Source organism: Pseudonocardia asaccharolytica DSM 44247 = NBRC 16224, from assembly GCF_000423625.1.
Taxonomy (GTDB): domain Bacteria; phylum Actinomycetota; class Actinomycetes; order Mycobacteriales; family Pseudonocardiaceae; genus Pseudonocardia; species Pseudonocardia asaccharolytica.
This window is the reverse complement of the sequence record NZ_AUII01000008.1, coordinates 68,096-87,150: the sequence shown is the minus strand read 5'-3', so window position 1 is coordinate 87,150 and position 19,055 is coordinate 68,096. Positions and strand designations below refer to the sequence as shown.

Below are 19,055 nucleotides of genomic sequence, written 5' to 3'. Positions count from 1 at the left end.
TCTACCCCGCGACTCCCACGTTGTATCCGGACAGCCGCCAGCGCGGGTGATCGCTGCGCCGGGCAAGCACTGCCCACCGGGCGTTGCCGATCCCGCCGATCGACGGCCACACGGCCTCGGGCAGCTCGAGCAGCCCCGACACCAGGCCGGCGATGAGCCCGCCGTGTGCGACCAGCAGCACGGTCGGCTCGTCACCGCAGCCGGGTACGGCGAACTCGGCGTCGAGCTCGCGCACCACCGGCAGCGAGCGGGCGACCACCTGCACCCGCGACTCGCCACCGGGCGGCACCCAGTTCGGGTCGGACCGCCACGTGGCGATCGCGCCGGGCCAGTCGTCCTCGATCTCCTCGACCGAACGGCCCTGCCACTCCCCCAGATGGGTCTCGCGCAGCCGGTTGTCGAGGTTGATGGGCAGGCCGGTGGCCGCCGCGATCTCGCGGGCGGTGTCGACGGCGCGGCTCAGGTCGGAGCTGATGAGCCGCACCGGCTGGAACTTGGCCAGCACCGGGGCGGCGCGCACCGCCTGGGCCCGGCCCTCGTCGGTGAGCTGGGAGTCCAGATGTCCCTGCATCCGACCGGCCAGGTTGTGACCGGTCTGCCCATGGCGCAGCAGAATCAACCTGCGGACGCTCACCCGGCGACACCCGTACTGCCACCGGCATCGCCGGCGTCGGCGGAACCGGCCTCCGGGAACGAGATCCGCGGACAGTCCTTCCACAACCGATCCAGCCCGTAGAAGCCGCGCTCCTCGGCGTGCTGCACATGGACGACGACGTCGGTGAAGTCGAGCAGCACCCACCGTCCCTCGCGGGCGCCCTCGCGCCGGGTCGGATTGACGCCGTGCTCGCGCAGCTTCTCCTCGACCTCGTCGACGATCGCCTGCACCTGACGCTCGTTGGGCGCCGAGGCGATCACGAAGCAGTCGGTGATGACCAGCTGGTCGGACACATCGAGGACGACGATGTCGCTGGCCTTCTTGTTCGCGGCGGCCACCGCGGCCACCCGGGCCACATCGAGCGCCTGATCGGTCGCCGTCACAGTTCCCCTTCCCGTCCGCACCGGTCCTTCACCGCCGCAACATCCCGATTGTCCCAGCCCGCAGCGCCGCTGACGCGCAGGGTTCGCCGGGCGGCCCTGTGCTGGACAGGCCTGGCCACGGCGCTGATACTCGAACGACCATCCTGAAAACGCGTGTTCGTACCGACAACATTCGGACTCACCGGGAACGGCCTGGAAATCCGAGATCGTCCATGTCCATCTCGACTGAATCCGTTCCCGGCGGGCGGTATGCGGAAGGTCCGGCGGTGGAGCCGTTCCCCGCCGGGAGCTTACACGGACAGGGAGGCAACTGATCATGGTTGAACACGTCGATCGTGAGGCTCCTGTGATCCCGGCAGGCACGAAGGTGACCAGGGACATTCCGGTCGGCACCAGGGTGACCGAGGCCGATTTCGGGGCCGGGGCGGAGCCCGCCGGCCCGCAGGAGGTTCAGGTCGGCGCCGGCGGAGATCCGCTGATGATCGGAATTCCGGTCTTCGTCGTCGGTTCGCTGGTGCTCGGGATGGCCCTGATCGGGGCGGTACCCGCGGCCGCGCTACCCGGCATCGTCCCGGTGATCCTGGCATCGACCGCGGTATTCCAGCTCATCTCCACGATCTGGGCGGTCCTGCTCGGCCAGGGAATGGTCGCCTGCATCATGGCCCTGTTCTCCGGATTCTGGGCCAGCCTCGCCGCGCTCCTGGTCGGTCAGGCCCATAACTGGTATGGCACGGCCGCGGTCCAGGCTTCGAGCCAGGTGCAGCTGATCTTCTTCATCGCCTGGGACGTGTTGTTCTTCTTCCTCCTGCTCACGATGCTGCGACTGCCCGCCGTCTACCCGGCGATCCTCGTGCTCGCGGTGAGTGCGGTCACCCTCGTGATCCTGGGGATCGAGTTCCCCGGTGTCACGCAGCCGCTGTTCATGGCGGCAGGCGCGTGTGTTCTGGCGTTCGGCGCCCTGGGGCTGTGGGTCTTCCTGCACATCGGCTCGGTCGCGCTCGGCGGGCCGCCGCGGCCGGCGCTGGGGCCGCCGTTGATCAAGTAACGCCGCCGGCGCCGTCGCGCCGGGCGGGCCGGTCAGCGGCTGCCGCAGGCCGGTACAGCCCGCGCTTGGAGATGTACTGGACGACGCCGTCGGGCACCAGGTACCAGATCGGTCTGCCCTTGGCGACCCGACGGCGGCAGTCGGTGGAGGAGATGGCCATGGCCGGGACCTCGACCAGCGTCGCGGCGCCGTCCGGCAAATGCTCATTGCCGAGCTCGTAGCCGGGCCGGGTGACCCCGATGAAATGCGCGTAGCCGAAGAGCTCGTGGACGTTGCGCCAGGACAGGATCTGGGCCAACGCGTCGGCGCCGGTGATGAAGTAGAGCTCGGCGTCGGGCAGTGCCGCATGCAGGTCGGCGAGGGTGTCGGTGGTGTAGGTGGGACCGCCGCGGTCGATGTCGACCCGGCTGACCGAGAACCGCGGGTTCGACGCCGTCGCGATCACGGTCATCAGATAGCGGTCCTCGGCCGGGCCGACGTCGCGCTCGGTCTTCTGCCACGGCTGCCCCGTCGGCACGAAGAGGACCTCGTCGAGGGTGAAAAGGTCGGCGACCTCGCTGGCCGCCACGAGATGCCCGTGATGAATCGGATCGAACGTCCCGCCCATGACCCCGATCCTGCGCTGCACCCGCGAAGACTAATGTCTTGTGGCCGCGGACCGGGCTGCGCCCCGCCGTCTCCTCACACCGGCAGCAACGCCTCGACGACGTCGGCGAGCTGCCCGGCGGTGCGGCACTCGTGCATCGGCAGCATATCGGCATAGCGCAGCGCGGCGGAATCGCCGCTGCCCCACTGCCTGCGCGGTTCGGGGTTGAGCCAGTGCGCGTGCCGGGTCTGGCCCACCAGCCTGCGCAGCACCGTGAGGTTCGGGTCGCGGTAGTTGTTGCGCGCGTCGCCGAGGATGAGCAGCGAGCTGCGCGGGGTGACCGCGTCGCCCCAATATTCGGCGAAGGTGCCGAACGAGCTGCCGTAGTCGCTGTGCCCGTCGAACGAGACGAGCCGCGCCTCGCGCAGCACCCGGTTCATCACGCCGGACAGCTCGGCTCCGGGTTCGAACAGGTGGGTGACCTCGTCGGTGCGCTCGACGAAGGCGAACACCCGCACCTTGCTGAACTGCTCGCGCAACGCCTGGACCAGCAGCAGCGTGAAGTGGCTGAACCCGGCGACCGAACCGGACACATCGCAGAGCACCACCAACTCCGGACGGCCGGGACGGCGGGTCCGGAACGCGGGTTTGATCGGCACACCGCCGGTGGACATCGAACGACGCAGGGTCCGGCGCATGTCGAGCTCCCCGCGTTTGGCGTGCCGGCGCCGCACGGCGAGCCGCGAGGCCAGCCGGCGGGCCAGCGGGTGCACGATGCGCCGGAGCTGGGCGAGCTGTTCGGCGTAGGCGGAGAGGAACTCGACCTGCTCGGCCTGCATGGGCACGGCGGTCCGGGCCACCTGCTCCCTGCCGAGGGTCTCCGCGGTCCGCCTGCGCACCTCGTCGTTGATCATCGCGCGGAACCGGGCGATCCGCTCGCGGATCGCCCGGCGCGCGATCTCGTCCGCGAACCGGCTGGGCTCCTCGTCGTGCGCCGCGCGCAGGTCATCCATGATCTGGGCGAGCAGCGTCTCCGGGGAGAGCAGCCGCAGCGCCTGGTAGGCCGACCAGCTGGGTGCGGCTCCCGAGCGCTCCGCACCGACGCCGGCCGCTCCCGACCGGCCGAGCGCCTCGACGGCGGCGCGGGCGAGCTCGGCCAACGCCGCATCGTCGTCGTTGCGCAGCAGATCGGCGAGGAGGTCGCGCAGTGCCCCGATGTCGACCGGACCGGCGTCGCCGTCCCCGATGCGGGGGACGTCGACCTCGCCGCTCCCCGCGCCGATCGCGGCCGGGAAATAGAGATCGAACAGGGCGTCGAAGACCTGGCGCTGACCCGACCGGCGCAGCAGCGCCGCAGCCAGACCCTCGCGGACCTGCTCGCGGTGCAGCAGATCGAGCACGGTGACGACTTCGGCGGCGTCGACGGTCTCCCCCGGGCCGACCGCCACACGGTGACGGCGCAGCGCGCCGACGAAATCGACCAGGTGCCCGGGCAGCCCGTGCGCGGGACCTGCTCCCGGGCCGATGGTCCCGGCGGTGCTCATCGCGTCATCATGCCCGCCGGCGGGCCGATACGGGGATGTTGCGGGTCACCCACGCCGGCGGTCGAGGGACATCGTCAAGCGGATCACCCGTGAAGCGAAGCGACAGGGCCTCGACTTCGCTCTCCATCGGGAGGGCGCCAACCACACGGTGTACTCGCCCGACGGGCTGATGATCCCGATTCCCCGACCAGCGGGCCGGCCAGCCGACCAAACAGGACTGACCAGCGTCATCGTCGCGGGCGGGTGAGCCGCCCTAGTTGAGGCGCAGCTCGGCGGCCGCCTTGAGCTGGTCGGACTGGTGTTTGAGCACGACACCCAGGGTCGTGCGGACGGCGTCGTCGTCGAGGGTGTCCAGGCCCAGCGCGAGCAGGGTGCGGCCCCAGTCGATCGTCTCCGCCACCGACGGCGCCTTGCGCAGCTCCAACTCGCGCAGCACCCGCACGGTCCGCACCAGCGCCTCCACCAGCGACTCCGCTAGCTGCGGGACGCGGCTCGCGACGATGCGCCGCTCCAGCTCGGCGTCGGGGAAGTCGAGATGCAGGAACAGGCAGCGCCGCTTGAGCGCCTCGGACAGCTCGCGGGTCGAGTTCGAGGTGAGCAGCGCGAACGGGCGCCGCGACGCGACGATGGTGCCCATCTCCGGCACCGTGACCTGGAAGTCCGAGAGCACCTCCAGCAACAGGCCCTCGACCTCGACGTCGGCCTTGTCGATCTCGTCGACGAGCAGCACCGTCGGCGCGGACCGGCGGATCGCGGTCAGCAGCGGCCGGGGTAGCAGGAACTCCTCGGAGAAGACGTCGTCGCGCGTCTCGTCCCAGGACTCGCGCCCCTGCCCCGCCGTGATCCGCAGCAGCTGCTTGGCGTGGTTCCACTCGTAGAGCGCGCGCGCCTCGTCGATGCCCTCGTAGCACTGCAGCCGGACCAGCCCCGAGCTCGTCGCCGCGGCGACGGCCTTCGCCAGTTCGGTCTTGCCGACGCCGGCCGGGCCCTCGACGAGCAGCGGCTTACCCAGCCGGTCGGCGAGGTAGACGGTGGTCGCCACGGCGGTCGAGGCCAGGTAGCCGGCCTCGGCCAGCCGCTCGGTCACCTCCGCGACCGAGCCGAACAGCGGGGACTGGGGAACGCTCACCCGGGCCATCCTGCCCTGGCGGCGGGCCCCGCGGCCAACCCGAGCGCCACCGGCCACCGATCAGGACACCAGAACTCCGCCCGGGACTATCGCGCAGCGATCGTCCCGTGTCGGCCCGTAATTGTCGGAGCCCTGCGTGGCCGGTCGCCCAGAACGTCGGGGGCGGAGTCCACCATGGGGTGGTGACGTCGATCGAGACCGAGACCGAGTTGCGCGAGCGGGCCGAGCAGGTGCTGGCCACGCTGGCGGGCCCCGGGGCCCGGCTGCGCGAGGACCAGTGGACGGCGATCCGCGCGCTGGTCGCCGAACGCAGGCGCGCCCTCGTCGTACAGCGCACGGGGTGGGGCAAGTCGGCGGTGTACTTCGTGGCCACCGCGCTGCTGCGGGCCCAGGGCGCCGGGCCGACGGTGATCGTCTCGCCGCTGCTGGCGCTGATGCGCAACCAGATCGACGCGGCCGCCCGCGCCGGCATCCGGGCCGCGACGGTCAACTCCGCCAATATCGACGACTGGGACGCCACCTACGCGGCCATCGACGCGGGCGCGGTCGACGTGCTGCTGGTCAGCCCGGAGCGGCTCACCAACCCCGACTTCCGGGACCGGGTGCTGCCCCGGCTCACCGCGACCGCCGGAATGCTGGTGGTCGACGAGGCGCACTGCGTGTCGGACTGGGGGCACGACTTCCGGCCCGACTACCGCAGGCTGCGCGCGCTGATCGCCGAGCTTCCCGCCGGGATACCGGTGCTGGCCACGACGGCGACCGCCAACGACCGGGTGGTCACCGACGTCACCGAACAGCTCGGGCTGGGCAGCGAACACACCGGCGACACGCTCGTGCTGCGCGGCTCACTGGACCGGGCCAGCCTGCGGCTGGCCGTAGTGCGGCTGCCGACCCCCGCGGCGCGGCTGGCCTGGATCGCCTCCCGGCTCGACGCGCTGCCCGGCGCCGGCATCGTCTACACGCTCACGATCCAGGCGGCGGAGGAGGTCGCGGAGTTCCTGCGCGAGCGCGGGCACGCGGTCGGATCCTATACCGGCAAGACCGACCCTGAGGCCCGGCTCGCCGCGGAGGCCGACCTGCTGGCGAACCGGGTCAAGACACTGGTCGCGACGAGCGCGCTCGGTATGGGCTTCGACAAACCGGACCTCGGCTTCGTCATCCACCTCGGCGCGCCGGCCTCACCGGTCGCCTACTACCAGCAGATCGGCCGGGCGGGGCGCGCGCTCGACCGCGCCGAGGTGATCCTGCTGCCCGGCCGGGAGGACCGCGATATCTGGGCCTACTTCGCCTCGCTGGCCTTCCCGCCCGAATCCCTGGTACGGCAGACGCTGGAGGTGTTGTCGCAGGTCCCACAGTCGACGGCCGCGCTGGAGACCCGCATCGACCTGTCGCGGACCCGTCTGGAGATGCTGCTGAAGGTCCTCGACAGCGACGGCGCGGCCAGGCGCGTCAAGGGCGGCTGGATCAGTACCGGCGAGCCGTGGGTCTACGACGGTGAGCGGCACCGCCGCATCGCCGCCGCCCGCCGGGCCGAGCAGCAGGCGATGCTCGACTATCTGGACGCCGACGGGTGCCGGCTCGTCTTCCTCCGCCGGCAGCTCGACGACCACGACGCGACCGCGTGCGAGCGGTGCGACGTCTGCACCGGGACGGTCTGGTCCCCGGACGCCGACGCCACCGCGATCGAGGCGGCCGCCGAGCGGATCGGCCGACCCGGGGTCGAGCTGGCCCCGCGCAAACAATGGCCGGCCGGGATGCGCGAGCTCGGCGTCGCCGCATCGGGCCGGATCCCGGCCGGCGAGCTGGCCGAGCCGGGCCGGGTCATCGGGCGGCTGTCCGATATCGGCTGGGGCACCCGGCTGCGTGCGTTGATCACCGACAAGGACGCCCCGCTCCCGGAGGACGTGCTCGACGCGTGCGTCCGGGTGCTGGCGGCGTGGAGCTGGGCGCAGCGGCCGGCCGCGGTGCTCGGCGTCGGCTCGCGCACCCACCCCCACCGGCTCGACCACCTGGTCGGGCGCCTCGCCGAGATCGGACGCCTGCCGCTGCTCGGCACGCTCGCCCCGGCCGGCCCGCGGCCCGGCGCGCACGAGAACTCCGCGCAACGGCTCGCCGCCGTCTGGGTCGGCTTCGACGCGGGCTCGCTGCCCGATCTGTCCGGTCTGGACGGTCCGGTCCTGCTCGTCGACGACCTGGTCGACAGCGGCTGGACGATGACCGTCGCCGCCAGGGCGGTGCGGCTGGCCGGAGCGCCCGCGGTACTGCCGTTCGCGCTGGCTCAGGTGGGCTGAGCCGGCCGCGCCCACCCCACCAGCAGCCGGCTCAGCTCCTTGCCGACCACCGTCGTCCCCGGTCTGGCCTCGGGTGGTTCACCGGCCGCGGGCACCACCGCGATCAGCAGGTCGGCCGCGTTGAGCCTGCCCAGCGCCTCCCAGCGCTGCACCATGCCGACCAGCCACTCGGCCACCGGGCCGCCCGCCGGGCCGAACGCCTGCACCCCCGCCGGGCGCAGGCCCCCGTCCCCGGGCCGGCCGGGCGGATCGAGCACCAGAAGGGCAAGACCCTCGACCGGCTCGCCCGTCGCGGTCGGCTCCCGATCCACGAGCGCCACCGTGCCGCGGTCCGGGCCGATCCTCAGCAGCCGCCGCGCGAGCGGGCCGTCGACCGCCTCGCCGCTGGCCAGCACCCGGACGGTCGCCCGGTCGGCGAGCGCGAGCCAGAGCCCGAGCCCGTCCCACACGTCGGCCGGGCCGACCCGTACCCCGGTCGCCTGCACCGGGCCCGGATCGTCCAGCGCGGCGTCGTCCAGGGCGGCGGCGACCGCGACCGGATCAACCGTCGCGTCCTCGGCAACCTGCACCGTCAGCCCGTCGTCGGTCGTCGCGACGGGGGCCTCGGGGCCGGCACCGACCCCGCGCAGCCGGATGAAGGCGCAGCTGCGTACGGAGTCGCTGCGCAGCACACCGTCGCTGCCGAGGTCCAGCGCCATCGAGAGCTGGCTGCCGCGCACGGCCAGCGGCAGCACCAGCCGCCCGCCCGGCGCGAGCTGCTCGACCCATTCCGGGCGTACATCCCAGCTTCCGACGGTGAGGATGATCCGGTCGTACGGGGCGCCGTCGGGGTGGCCGAGGGCCCCGTCGCCCGCCACCAGCTCGATCCCCGCGACGCCGGCGGCGCGCAGGTTGTCCTCGGCCTGGGCGATCAGCTCGCCGTCGATATCGATGGAGATGACCGCCCCGGACGGCCCGACGATATGGGTCATGAGCGCGGCGTTGTAGCCGGTCCCCGCGCCGATCTCGAGCACCCGCTGGCCGGGGCGCAGGCCGAGCTGCTCGAGCATGATCGCCATCATCGAGGGCTGCGAGGCCGAGCTGATCGCGACGCCGTCGGCGAACTTCGTGGCGATCGCCTCGTCGGAGTAGGCGGTCTCGACGGTGCTCCCGGGCAGGAACAGATGGCGCGGCACCGTCGCGAACGCGTCGGCCACCGCCGGGGACCGAACCCGCGAGCCCCGACGCAGCTCATCGACCAGACGGGAACGTGCCCGTTCCGAGGAGACCATCGCCGCCCAGTGTGGCAGCAGCCCGGCGGGGTGTCAGGGATCCGGTGGACGCCTCAGGAGCGGGCCTCACACACCGGCGATCACCGCGGCGCGCTCCAGGCCGGCGACGGCGGCCCGGTGCAGCCGCAGCCCGACCGCCGGGTCGGCCTGGCCCGCCAGCGCCCTGGCGTGGGTACCCTCGATGACCACCGCGAGCTTGAGCCCGGCGAGCACGGTGTACCACTCGACGGCGGACAGGTCCCGGTCGCTGCGCGCCGCGTAGTGCGCCACGAGCTCGTCCGGGCCGGGGAGCGCACCGAGCTCGGCGAGCGGGCCGCCGGTGACCAGGTCCGGGCTGCCCTCCGGCCAGGTGACGAGCAGCCAGCCGAGGTCGAGCAGCGGGTCGCCGATCGTGCACATCTCCCAGTCGACGATGGCCGCGACCCGCGGCGCGTCGCGGGCGAGCAGCACGTTGTTGAGGTGGTAGTCGCCGTGCACGATCCCTGCGGGGGCGTCGGGCGGGCGGTGCGCGGTGAGCCAGCGCGCGAGCGCGTCGATGTGCGGGAGAGTCGAGCCCGGGTAGCCCGGCAGCTGGGAGTACGAAGCGAGGTGGTCGAGCCAGCGCGGAACCTGGCGGGCGAGGAAACCCTCCGGCTTGCCCATGTCCCCGAGCCCGATGGCGACGTGGTCGACGGAGGCGAGCCGGGCGAGCGCGGCGGCGGTGTCGAGGGCGGCCGCGTGCCGGGCGGCGGCGTCGGAGAGGTAGGGCTCCTCGATCGCCGCGCCGGGGTTGATCCCGTCCACCGCCTCCATCAGGTAGAAGACGACACCGCCCAGCACGTCCTCGTCCGTGCACCCGGCCACGTAGCCCGGATGCGGGACATCCGTGCCGGCGAGCGCGGCGAGCAGCCGCATCTCGCGCAGCAGGGCGGCGTTGCTGCCCGTCCTGGGGTGCTCGGGCGGGCGGCGCAGCACGAGGTCGCGGCCGGCCCAGCGCATCCGCAACACCACGTTCTGGGTGCCGCCGCCGATCCGGCCCACGTCCTCCACCGGGCCCTCGGGCAGCCCGGCCTGCGCGCCCCACCGGGCCACGGCCGCCATGTCGACGATATCGGGGGTCAGCCAGTCCGGTTGGGTCACGGTCCGCGCCATGCCCGGCACGCTAACGCCGCGGCTCTGCAGACGCGCCTGCCCGTTGAAGGAGTCCACAACGATCGCGCGGGCCCGGGAGTGACAACCGCCACTCCCGCGATCACGCTGCCGCTATGAGCAGCCAGAGCAACATGTCCGCGGGGGCGGGCCCGGCCTTCGGGCTCTGGTACGACTTCCGCAACCCGGACCCCGACCGCCCGTTCAGCTCCTTCTACTCCGAGGTCCTCGACCAGATCGCCTGGGCGGAGCGGCGCGGTCTGGACTCGGTGTGGCTGACCGAGCACCACTTCTGCGCCGACGGGTACAGCCCGTCACCGTTCGTGCTGGCCTCCGCGATCGCTCAGCGCACCTCGCGCATGCATATCGGCACCAACCTCATCGTCTCCCCGCTGCACAATCCGGTGCGGCTCGCCGAGGACGCGGCGACGCTGTCGCTGCTGTCGGGTGGCCGCTTCGACCTGGGCGTCGGACAGGGCTACTGGGCGCGGGAGTTCGCGGCGTTCGGCCGCGAGATCCACCATCGGCCGAGCCTGCTGGAGGAGGGCGTGGAGATCATCCGCAGGGCCTGGTCCGGCTCCACGGAGGGCTTCGAGGGCAAGCGCTACCGGCTCCCCCCTGTCTCCGTGACCCCCACGCCGGAGCAGCTGCCCCAGCTGCTGGTCGGGGCGATGGCCGACGTCGCGATCGCGCGGGCCGCCCGCATCGGCGACGGCTTCCTCAGCACCCAGAACTCCCACCACGACAGCTATCTCGCCGCGGTGGAGCGGCTCGGCAGGCCGGTGGCCGAGGCGAGGATCTACGCGGGGCAGTGGGCGATCATCGCCGACGACCCGGAGGAGGTCTGGTCCCGGATCGGGCGCCACGCGCTCTACCAGCTCAACGAGTACATCTCCTGGGGCGCCTTCGGCCCGCCGGACCGGGTTCCGCGGTTCACCGACCCCGCCCAGATCGTGGAGGCGGGTGCCTACCAGCTCATGGACGCCGAGGGGGCGGTGTCGGAGCTGACGGCGATGCTGCGCGCGAAGCCCCAGATCAAGGACGTGCACTTCTGGGCCCAGCTGCCCGGCGAGCCGGTCGAGAGCGGCTCGGAGCGCGTCGCCTACCTGGCCGACAAGGTGATGCCCGCCGTGCGGGAACGTCTGCAGGCGGTGCCGTGACCGAGCTCCTCGTCACCGAGTTCGTCGCGCGGGCGCGCCTGCACCATCCCACCGCCCGATCGTCGCGTACGAGCACGGTGAGGAGGTGCTCCGCTACCCGAGGATGTCGTGGTCGTGGGCGAGCCGCCGCGCACCGGCGTCGGAAAGACGGACAAGCGGCGGCTGCGCGCGCAGTATGCCGGACAGGCCCCGACGGAAAGGAAGTGAATCGTGGGTCGGACCTGGGTGGTGACCGGGGGCTCCCGCGGCATCGGGCGCGCGGTCGTCGACCGCGCGCTCGCCGAGGGGGACACGGTCCACGTCCTGGCCCGGTCCGTCGACCGGAAGTCATGGCCTGCCGTGGTCCGCGAGCGGGTTCTGCCCGTCCCGGTCGATATCACGGACCCCGACTCGGTCGCCGCGGCGTTCGTCACGGTCGAGCAGACGACGGGATCGATCGACGTGCTCGTGAACTCCGCGGGCGTGCACCGTGGCGGCCGGATCGACCAGCTGACCGACGCGACGTGGGGCCAGGTGCTGGCGACCAACCTGACCGGCGCGTTCACCGCCGTCCGCGCCGCGCGGCCGCTACTGTCCGCCGGCAGCGCGGTGATCAACATCGGGGCGGTGGTCGGGCTGCGCGGTTACCCCGGCGACGCCGCGTACGGCGCGGCGAAGGCGGGCCTGTACGGCCTGACCCAGACGCTCGCGATGGAACTCGCTCCGCACGGCATCCGCGTCAACCTGGTGATCCCCGGTTTCGTGGACACGACGATGACCGCGGGCCTCACCGATGTCTCCCGGGCCACGATCGTGGACGGGATCCCGCTGGGACGCCCCGGCCGCCCGGAGGAGATCGCCGACGTCGTGTGGGCGGTGGCCGGCGCGTCGTACATGACGGGCTCGACCGTCGCCGTCGACGGCGGGCTGCTCGCCTCGTTCGGGGCGCCGCCGAGAGGCGGCCGCGAGACACCGCGCTGACGGCTGACACGCGTGAGTCCCGCAGCGGAACGACCGTCTCAGGGCGCGACGAACACCGCGGTGGCGTGCTCGGTGTCGAGGTACTCCTTGACCGCGGCGATCTTGCCGTCACGCACCTCGAACAGGAAGTGGTAGAGGTTGTTGTAGACCCGGCCGTTCTTGAGTTCGGTGTAGGACTCCGTCTCCACCGCGACCCGGTCGCCCTCGGCGGTGAACCCGAGCGGGGTCAGCCGGATCGCGCCCGTCGTCGTCGACTCCGCGATCCCGGAGACCATCTCCTTGAACCCGGCCTTGTCCTTGGTCCCCGAGATGCCGGGGATGCTGCCCGCCACCCACCATTTGGCGTCGTCGGCGAGGCAGGACAGGATCCCGTCGACGTCGCCGCTGGAGAACACCTCCATGAACTCCGCGACGATCTGCTTGTTGCGCTCCTCGAGCGTGCTCATGCGAACCTCCGGTGGACGGGCGCGGTCACGCCGGAGCGGAGGCGGGCCGCGGATCAGGGGGTGAGCTGGCGGACGACCAGCTCGGCGTAGTGGTCGGCGATCTGGTCGATCGACAGCCGCCCGGCGGGGTCGAACCACTCGTTCGGACCGTTGATCATGTCCAGGACCGCCAGGGTGGTGAGCCGCGGGTCGTCGCAGCGGAACTCGCCCGCGCGGGCGCCGTCGGCCAGGTGCTGGGCGATCCGGTGCTGGTAGGCGCGGCGGTAGACCTGCACGGTGTCGAGCTTCTCGGGCGAGAGCGCCCGCAACTCGCGCCCGGCGACCCACCAGGCGTCGCGGTTGACGCCGATGTGCATCACGTGGGCGCGCACGAGGCGCGCGAGCCGCTCCCGGTACGAGCCGGGACCGTCCAGGATCGGCATCTGGTCGACGACCATGTCGCGGTCGACGACGAAGATGGCCTCGAGCAGCAGCTCCTCCTTGCTGCGGAAGTGGTGGTAGAGCGAGGCGGCCTGCATATCGGCGGCCTCGGCGATCGCCCGCATGCCGACCCCGTGGTAGCCGCGCTCCCGGAACAGGCGGGAGGCCAGCGCGATGAGCTCGGCCCTGCGGGCACCGTTTCGTCTGCTCTGCGACTCCTCGCGGTGCTGCGTGGCGGTCATGGTCGGGTCCTTCTCATCGCGGGTCCTTCCCTGCGAGGCCAGGATCCCACTCCCGGTGACGGCGGTGCCGAGGGCCGCTACCTCCGCGCCCCGCCACCACGGATCAGGCGGGTACCGCCGCCGTCGTGACGCCCATCCTGTGCAGCTCGGGCACGACCTTCTCGCCGAACAGCTTGAGGCTCGCCCGCACCTTGTCGAACGGCAGCCCGGCGAAGGACGGCGCGATGCTCGGCGAGAAGTCGCCGATGACGTCGATGCGGTGGCGGTACTTCTCGATGATCTGCTCGGGTGTGCCCCAGGCCTGGGTGTCGGCGTAGCCGGCGCCCGCGGCCTCCATGCCGGCCTCGCGGATCATGTCCGCGCCGACCTGGTAGGCCTCGTAGCCCTTGGTCTCGCGCCAGTGCGAGCCCGCGAAGTCGTAGTGCTTGATCACCGACAGGAAGTAGCGGCCCAGGTACTCCCGGGCAACCCGCTCGGCCTCCTCCGGGTCTTCGTGGCAGTACACGAAGTCCTGGGTGTGTACCGGGCCGGGCTCGACGCCGTGCGCCTCGCGGAAGACCTCGCGGTACTTGTTGATCGGCTCGGCGTGCATCTCGATCGGGTACTGGATGAACGTCATCATCCGCAGCCCGAGCTTGGCGATCACAGGCACCGAGTCCGGCGACATCGCGACGCCGTAGAGCCGGTCGTCCCAGGAGTAGTCCGGGTTGGGGCCGGGGCGGACCTGGATCCGCGGCTGCGGGTAGAACGGCCCGTCGTTCTCCACGTAGCCGTTGCGCAGACCGTCGATGATCACCGCGGCGGCCTCGTCGAAGCGCCCGCGCGCCTCGCCCATGTCGATCCCGAAGCCCTCGTACTCCATCTTCGCCAGGCCCCGGCCGAGGCCACAGATCACCCGGCCGCCCGAGAGGTGGTCGAGCATCGTCACCTTCTCGACCACGCGCATCGGGTCGTTCCACGGGACGATGATCGCGCCGGTGCCGAGCTTCACCCGGCTGGTGCGCGCGGCGAGGTAGGACAACAGCTGGGTCGGGTCCGGGCACATCGAGTAGTCGTCGAAGTGGTGCTCGGTGGACCAGACCGAGTCGAAGCCGTACTGCTCTGCCAGGACGCCGAGCTCGGCCTCCTGCAGGAACATCTCGCCGTCGCTGAGGTTCTCGTGCCAGTTCTGGAAGACCAGCAGCACACCGACGTCCATGTGGGTGTCCCTTCATGGGAGTGTCGTTCCTGGGACTTGCCTAACGAACGTTAGGGCTGTCACGGTAGTGCTGCTGCTCACAGGCGGTCAAGACATCGATGGAGGTGACGGGACGTCATGCCGAGTCCGACCATGGTCGAGCCGAGCACGTCGACGGACGCCGAGCTCGGTGTCCTCACACCCATCCGGACCAGCGCAGACGTCACCGATCCCGCTCTCACCGACCTCCTCGCGCTCGTCACCCGCGCTGCCCGCGCCGAGCTCGGCGTCGCACGCTGCGCGGTGTATCTGCTCCGGCCCGGCGCGACCCTGCAGCGCGTCATGTGGGCCGCCGCACCCGGGCTCGAGCCGTCGGGCGATGACGTCCGCTCCCTCGACCGGGCGCCGCTGGCCCGCGAGTCGATCCGCACCGGGCGCCTCGCGCGGGCCCGCGAGGTGCCCGGTGAACTGACCCTGGTCCGGCCCGGGAGGATACGGCCCGCCGTCGCGGTCCCGCTTCTCGTCGACGGCGAGGTCCTCGGCATCCTGGAGATGGAGGACGGCCAGTGCGGTGCCCGGGACGAGCACGCCGTCACGGGCTTCGCCGCGCTGGCCGAGGCCGCGCTCGCCCAGGCGGCGCAGGCCACGCGCACCGCACGGCGCGAACGCGGCCTGGCCGGCGCCGAGCAGGTCCGCCACCTGCTGGGCGCCCTGACCGGCGCGGTGCTGGACGGGGCTGAGATCGACGACATCGTCACGCTGCTCGGCGACCTGCTCGGGCGGCCCGTCGCCCTTCTCGGTCCCGACCTGCGGGTACGCACGTGGACGGCGCCGCAGGGACTGCGCCTCGACTCGGCGCCGAGCCTGCCCCCCGCCGCGCTCGGGGTGCCCGCCGTCCGCGCGGCCCTCGACCGCCTCGGTCCCGCCCGTCCCTCGGTCCTGCTGACCCCGCGTCCGGCCTCCGGCCTCAGCCGCCGCCACCTGGTTGCCGTGCTCGTCGCCGAGGGCCAGGTCGCGGGCTACCTCGACGTGATCGAGATGGGCCGCCCGCTCGACCTTGCCGACACCCCGGTCGCCGAGCAGGCCGCCGCGGTGCTCTCGCTGCAGGTGCTCGGCGAGACCCGCACCGCGCGCGCCGCGGCACAGACCCGCGACGACGTCCTCGCCGACCTGCTGCGGGGCTCCCGGGCCGCCGACGACGTGCGCCGCGTCGCCCAGCATGTGGGCCTGGACCTGCACAGCCCGCACCTGCTCGTGCGGATGCCCGTCGCGGCGGGCCGCAGCCCCGCCTGCTGCCGCGACCGCGTCGCCGCTGCGGTGGCCAGGGTGCTCGACGCCCCGCCGCCCGCGTACGCCGAGCCCGACGCCGTCGTCCTGCTCGTGCGGCTACCCGACGATCCCGGCCCACCGGTACTGCGCGCCGTGCACCGCGGGCTCCGCGACGCCCTCGCCACCGTGGCCGCGCACACCGGCGTGCGCCGCGCCGTCGTATCGGGCGTCTGCCGCGACGTGCCCGACTTCCCCACCGCGCTCGCCGAGACCCGCGAGATCGACGGGATCGTCACCGCACTGGGCGGGCGCGCCGACGTCGTCCCGGTCACCGAGCTGAGCACGCTGCGGCTGGTGGTGAACGGCGACCGTGCCGACGTCGCCGTCCGCTTCGCCGAGCAGTGCATCGGGCCGCTGCGCCGCAGCGACCAGACCACCGGCGGCGACCTGGTCGAGACGCTGCGCAGCTACCTGGCCTCCGGCGCCCAGGTGCGGGCAACGGCGAAGGCGCTGGGCGTGCACGAGAACACCGTGCGGTACCGGCTGGGCCGCATCGAGCACGTCACCGGGATGGACATGCGCCGGTTCGACGCGCTGCTCGCCGCCCAGCTGGCCTTCCAGGTCGAGGGGCTCACGGCCGCCGAGGACACCCGATGACCATTCCGGCGACGCGGTCGAGTTGTGCCGTGCCTGAACGCTCCTAGCGCCGGTCGCTGGCGAAGGGGACGAGGTCGTCGGCGTGGACCACCTCGCGGCGCTGCTCGGGTGGCAACTCGTGGCTGCGCTTGCCGATCAGCGCGGGCAGCTCGGCGGCATCGTAGCCGACGACGCCGCGCGCGACCACCGCCCCGTACGGCCCGACGAGGTCGACGACGTCGCCGGCGACGAAGTCCCCGGAGATGCCGTGGATCCCGGCGGCGAGCAGGGAGCGCCTGCGGTCGATCACGGCGGCGACGGCGCCCGCGTCGATGTCCAGCCTGCCCCGCACGTCGGCCGCGTGCCGCAACCAGAACCGGCGCGCCGACATCCGCCGCCCCGACGGCCGGAACGCGGTGCCCGGCTTCGGCCCGTCGACCGCGGTGTCCAGCGCGGCCGCAGCCTCCTCGGCGGAGACCAGCAGCACCGGGATTCCCGACGCCGACGCCATCGCCGCCGCGGTGATCTTGGTCGCCATCCCGCCACGCCCGAGGCTCGCGGCGCCGGGGCGGGCGATCTCGACGGCCTCCAGATCGGCGGGCGCGTCGACCTCGGCGATCAGCCTCGATCCGGCGCGGCGCGGGTCACCGTCGTAGAGCCCCTCGACGTCGGAGAGCAGAATGAGTCCGTCGGCGCCAAGCAGGTGCGCGACGAGCGCGGCGAGCCGGTCGTTGTCGCCGACCCGGATCTCGTCGGTCGCGACCGTGTCGTTCTCGTTGACCACCGGCAGCGCGTCCAGGCCGAGCAGCCGCTCCAGGGTGCGCTGGGCATTGCGGTAGTGCGCGCGGCGGATCATGTCATCGGCGGTGAGCAGGACCTGACCGACCGTCTGGCCGTAGCGCGCGAACGAGGCCGCGTAGGCGTGCGCGAGCAGCAACTGCCCGACGCCGGCCGCGGCCTGCTGGGTCGCGAGGTCACGGGGACGGCGGCTCAGCCCGAGCGGGGCGAGCCCAGCCGCGATCGCCCCGGACGACACGAGCACCACCTGCGTCCCGGTGGCGCGGCGAGCGGCGATCGTGTCGACGAGCCGATCGAGCCGCTCGCCGTCGAGGCCCCCGTCCAGGCTGGTCAGCGACGATGACCCGACCTTGACGACGAGCCTGCGGGCGGCCGCGATCCGGGCGCGCGCGCTCACCGGGGCTCGCCGTCCGCCTGCTCGACCTCGGCGGCCAGCTCCTCGTCGGTGCGGTGCCGGCGCCGCTCCAGTTTCGCGGCCTTGCGCTCGGCCGCGCTGACCCGGGTGCTCTGGGCCAACCGGCGGTCCGTGCCGCGCCGCGACAGCGCCACCGCCACACCCGCGGGAGTGCTGGGCTCCCAGTCGAATGTGATGTCGCCGATGGTCACCGGGCAGCCGGGCTCGGCCCCCGCCTCGGCCAGCGCCTCCTCGACCCCCAGCCTGGCGAGCCGATCACCGAGGTAGCCGACGGCCTCGTCGTTGTCGAACGGGGTCTGCCGGATCCACCGCTCCGGACGGGTGCCGCGGATGATGAACCCGCCGGGCAGCTGCGGGTCGGGCTCGATCGTGAAACCGGCGTCGTCGACCGCCCGCGGGCGCAGGACCACCCTGGTCGGCTCGGCGCCCGGCTGGGCCGCCCGATGGGCCCGGACCTGCTCGCCCATCGCGAACGACAGCTCGCGCAGCCCGGCCCGGGTCGCCGTCGAGATCGGGAAGACCGGCCACCCGAAGCGTTCCTTCAGCTCGGGGGTGACGAGCTCGGCCAGCTCGGCGGCGTCCGGAACATCGATCTTGTTCAGGGCGATCAGCCGGGGCCGCTCGGCGAGCGCCCCGCCGAGCGCCGGGATGTAGCGGGCCAGCTCGTCCTCGAGGGCCTGCACGTCCGAGATCGGATCGCGACCCGGCTCGTAGGTGGCGCAGTCGACGACGTGGACGAGCACCGAGCAGCGCTCGATGTGCCGCAGGAAGTCCAGCCCCAGCCCGCGGCCCTCGGCCGCGCCGGGAATCAGGCCGGGCACGTCGGCGATGGTGTACACGACGCCGTCCTCGCCGCCGATGCTGACCACGCCGAGCTGCGGGACGAGCGTGGTGAACGGGTAGTCGGCGATCTTCGGCCGGGCCGCGGACAGCGCGGCGACGAGGGACGACTTACCCGCTGACGGGAAGCCGACCAGCCCGACGTCGGCCATCGAACGCAGCTCGAGCACCAGGTCCCGGCTCTCCCCCGGCTCCCCGAGCAGCGCGAACCCCGGTGCCTTGCGGGCGGGTGAGGCCAGTGCGGCGTTGCCGAGCCCGCCGCGGCCACCCTCGGCCGCGACGAACCGGGTACCCGCCCCGACGAGGTCGGCGACGATGGTGCCGCGCTGGTCGAACACGACCGTGCCGTCGGGTACCCGCAGTTCGAGGTCCTCGGCTCCTGAGCCGGCGCGGAACCCGCCTTGCCCCGACTTCCCGTTGCGAGCGGTGGCGTGCGGCCGGTGGTGGAAGTCGAGCAGGGTGTGCACGCCCGGGTCGACGACGAGAACGACGGATCCGCCGCGGCCGCCGTTTCCCCCGTCAGGGCCCCCGAGCGGCTTGAACTTCTCCCGGTGCACCGAGGCGCAGCCGTTGCCGCCCGCCCCCGCGGTGGCATGCAGCACGACCCGGTCCACGAACCGCGACATCGGACGACGTCCCCTCGTAATTCTCAACACAAAC

At 72.7% G+C, this 19,055-nt stretch carries 17 protein-coding genes; 5 read left to right on the top strand and 12 right to left on the bottom strand.

Going from position 1 to position 19,055, the window contains the following annotated elements:
* Window position 1: 1 nt before the first annotated feature.
* Together G567_RS0111445 and rsfS are read right to left on the bottom strand one after the other, a co-directional pair.
* Window positions 2–634, bottom strand: a complete 633-nt coding sequence (locus G567_RS0111445; protein WP_028930102.1) for a histidine phosphatase family protein — start codon at window positions 632–634, stop codon at window positions 2–4.
* A complete protein-coding gene (gene rsfS / locus G567_RS0111440) occupies window positions 631–1,038 on the bottom strand; it encodes a ribosome silencing factor (RefSeq protein ID WP_028930101.1) in 408 nt (135 codons plus the stop codon). The genes G567_RS0111445 and rsfS overlap by 4 nt, the downstream gene beginning before the upstream one ends.
* A 316-nt stretch (window positions 1,039–1,354) precedes the next feature.
* On the opposite strand from rsfS, the gene G567_RS28235 reads away from it, so the two are divergent.
* Entirely contained in the window at window positions 1,355–2,083 is a 729-nt protein-coding gene (locus G567_RS28235) for a GPR1/FUN34/YaaH family transporter (RefSeq protein ID WP_084796063.1), read from the top strand.
* On the opposite strand, the gene nadD is transcribed toward G567_RS28235, so the two are convergent.
* From nadD to G567_RS0111415, 3 genes are all read right to left on the bottom strand, one after another.
* On the bottom strand, window positions 2,076–2,690 hold the full coding sequence (gene nadD / locus G567_RS28230) for a nicotinate-nucleotide adenylyltransferase (RefSeq protein WP_037056846.1): 615 nt from the start codon (window positions 2,688–2,690) through the stop codon (window positions 2,076–2,078). The genes G567_RS28235 and nadD overlap by 8 nt on opposite strands.
* A 74-nt stretch (window positions 2,691–2,764) precedes the next feature.
* Window positions 2,765–4,213 carry a vWA domain-containing protein gene (locus G567_RS0111425; RefSeq protein ID WP_028930100.1) on the bottom strand — a complete coding sequence of 483 codons (1,449 nt, stop codon included), beginning with the start codon at window positions 4,211–4,213 and terminating at the stop codon, window positions 2,765–2,767.
* 253 nt (window positions 4,214–4,466) lie between these two features.
* On the bottom strand, window positions 4,467–5,351 hold the full coding sequence (locus tag G567_RS0111415; RefSeq protein ID WP_028930099.1) for an AAA family ATPase: 885 nt from the start codon (window positions 5,349–5,351) through the stop codon (window positions 4,467–4,469).
* 173 nt (window positions 5,352–5,524) lie between these two features.
* Between G567_RS0111415 and G567_RS0111410 the strand changes: the two genes are divergently transcribed.
* The gene (locus G567_RS0111410) at window positions 5,525–7,633 is read left to right on the top strand and encodes a RecQ family ATP-dependent DNA helicase (RefSeq protein WP_037056902.1); all 2,109 of its coding nucleotides are present in this window, start codon (window positions 5,525–5,527) and stop codon (window positions 7,631–7,633) included.
* Here G567_RS0111410 and G567_RS32000 read toward each other — a convergent pair.
* Both G567_RS32000 and G567_RS0111400 read right to left on the bottom strand, forming a co-directional pair.
* Window positions 7,621–8,829 carry a methyltransferase domain-containing protein gene (locus tag G567_RS32000; RefSeq protein ID WP_051232790.1) on the bottom strand — a complete coding sequence of 403 codons (1,209 nt, stop codon included), beginning with the start codon at window positions 8,827–8,829 and terminating at the stop codon, window positions 7,621–7,623. The genes G567_RS0111410 and G567_RS32000 overlap by 13 nt on opposite strands.
* A 141-nt stretch (window positions 8,830–8,970) precedes the next feature.
* Window positions 8,971–10,035: a phosphotransferase family protein gene (locus G567_RS0111400; protein ID WP_037056843.1), complete on the bottom strand. Its 1,065-nt coding sequence runs from the start codon at window positions 10,033–10,035 to the stop codon at window positions 8,971–8,973.
* Between the two features lie 113 nt (window positions 10,036–10,148).
* Between G567_RS0111400 and G567_RS0111395 the strand changes: the two genes are divergently transcribed.
* Together G567_RS0111395 and G567_RS0111385 are read left to right on the top strand one after the other, a co-directional pair.
* A complete protein-coding gene (locus tag G567_RS0111395; RefSeq protein WP_084796060.1) occupies window positions 10,149–11,192 on the top strand; it encodes an LLM class flavin-dependent oxidoreductase in 1,044 nt (347 codons plus the stop codon).
* A gap of 210 nt (window positions 11,193–11,402) precedes the next feature.
* Window positions 11,403–12,152, top strand: coding sequence for an SDR family NAD(P)-dependent oxidoreductase (locus G567_RS0111385; RefSeq protein WP_245585631.1), 750 nt, complete (start codon window positions 11,403–11,405; stop codon window positions 12,150–12,152).
* A 38-nt stretch (window positions 12,153–12,190) separates the two neighbouring features.
* On the opposite strand, the gene G567_RS0111380 is transcribed toward G567_RS0111385, so the two are convergent.
* From G567_RS0111380 to G567_RS0111370, 3 genes are all read right to left on the bottom strand, one after another.
* Window positions 12,191–12,598 (bottom strand): nuclear transport factor 2 family protein, encoded by a 408-nt coding sequence (locus tag G567_RS0111380; protein ID WP_028930094.1) that lies wholly within the window; start codon window positions 12,596–12,598, stop codon window positions 12,191–12,193.
* Between the two features lie 53 nt (window positions 12,599–12,651).
* Window positions 12,652–13,260: a TetR/AcrR family transcriptional regulator gene (locus G567_RS0111375; protein ID WP_028930093.1), complete on the bottom strand. Its 609-nt coding sequence runs from the start codon at window positions 13,258–13,260 to the stop codon at window positions 12,652–12,654.
* Between the two features lie 103 nt (window positions 13,261–13,363).
* Window positions 13,364–14,458 (bottom strand): LLM class flavin-dependent oxidoreductase, encoded by a 1,095-nt coding sequence (locus tag G567_RS0111370; protein WP_028930092.1) that lies wholly within the window; start codon window positions 14,456–14,458, stop codon window positions 13,364–13,366.
* 117 nt (window positions 14,459–14,575) lie between these two features.
* On the opposite strand from G567_RS0111370, the gene G567_RS0111365 reads away from it, so the two are divergent.
* Window positions 14,576–16,363 carry a helix-turn-helix domain-containing protein gene (locus tag G567_RS0111365; protein WP_084796059.1) on the top strand — a complete coding sequence of 596 codons (1,788 nt, stop codon included), beginning with the start codon at window positions 14,576–14,578 and terminating at the stop codon, window positions 16,361–16,363.
* Between the two features lie 43 nt (window positions 16,364–16,406).
* On the opposite strand, the gene proB is transcribed toward G567_RS0111365, so the two are convergent.
* Entirely contained in the window at window positions 16,407–17,537 is a 1,131-nt protein-coding gene (gene proB, locus G567_RS0111360; protein ID WP_028930090.1) for a glutamate 5-kinase, read from the bottom strand.
* On the bottom strand, window positions 17,534–19,021 hold the full coding sequence (obgE, locus tag G567_RS28215) for a GTPase ObgE (protein WP_037056841.1): 1,488 nt from the start codon (window positions 19,019–19,021) through the stop codon (window positions 17,534–17,536). Before obgE ends, proB begins: the two co-directional genes overlap by 4 nt.
* Window positions 19,022–19,055: the final 34 nt, after the last annotated feature.

Excerpts from the sequence above, each read along its gene's own strand:
- G567_RS28235 (WP_084796063.1), top strand. The coding sequence starts at position 1,355 with ATGGTTGAACACGTCGATCGTGAGGCTCCTGTGATCCCGGCAGGCACG.
- nadD (WP_037056846.1), bottom strand. The coding sequence starts at position 2,690 with ATGGGCGGGACGTTCGATCCGATTCATCACGGGCATCTCGTGGCGGCC.
- G567_RS0111425 (WP_028930100.1), bottom strand. The coding sequence starts at position 4,213 with ATGAGCACCGCCGGGACCATCGGCCCGGGAGCAGGTCCCGCGCACGGG.
- G567_RS0111415 (WP_028930099.1), bottom strand. The coding sequence starts at position 5,351 with ATGGCCCGGGTGAGCGTTCCCCAGTCCCCGCTGTTCGGCTCGGTCGCG.
- G567_RS0111400 (WP_037056843.1), bottom strand. The coding sequence starts at position 10,035 with ATGGCGCGGACCGTGACCCAACCGGACTGGCTGACCCCCGATATCGTC.
- G567_RS0111395 (WP_084796060.1), top strand. The coding sequence starts at position 10,149 with ATGAGCAGCCAGAGCAACATGTCCGCGGGGGCGGGCCCGGCCTTCGGG.
- G567_RS0111380 (WP_028930094.1), bottom strand. The coding sequence starts at position 12,598 with ATGAGCACGCTCGAGGAGCGCAACAAGCAGATCGTCGCGGAGTTCATG.
- G567_RS0111375 (WP_028930093.1), bottom strand. The coding sequence starts at position 13,260 with ATGACCGCCACGCAGCACCGCGAGGAGTCGCAGAGCAGACGAAACGGT.
- G567_RS0111370 (WP_028930092.1), bottom strand. The coding sequence starts at position 14,458 with ATGGACGTCGGTGTGCTGCTGGTCTTCCAGAACTGGCACGAGAACCTC.
- G567_RS0111365 (WP_084796059.1), top strand. The coding sequence starts at position 14,576 with ATGCCGAGTCCGACCATGGTCGAGCCGAGCACGTCGACGGACGCCGAG.
- obgE (WP_037056841.1), bottom strand. The coding sequence starts at position 19,021 with ATGTCGCGGTTCGTGGACCGGGTCGTGCTGCATGCCACCGCGGGGGCG.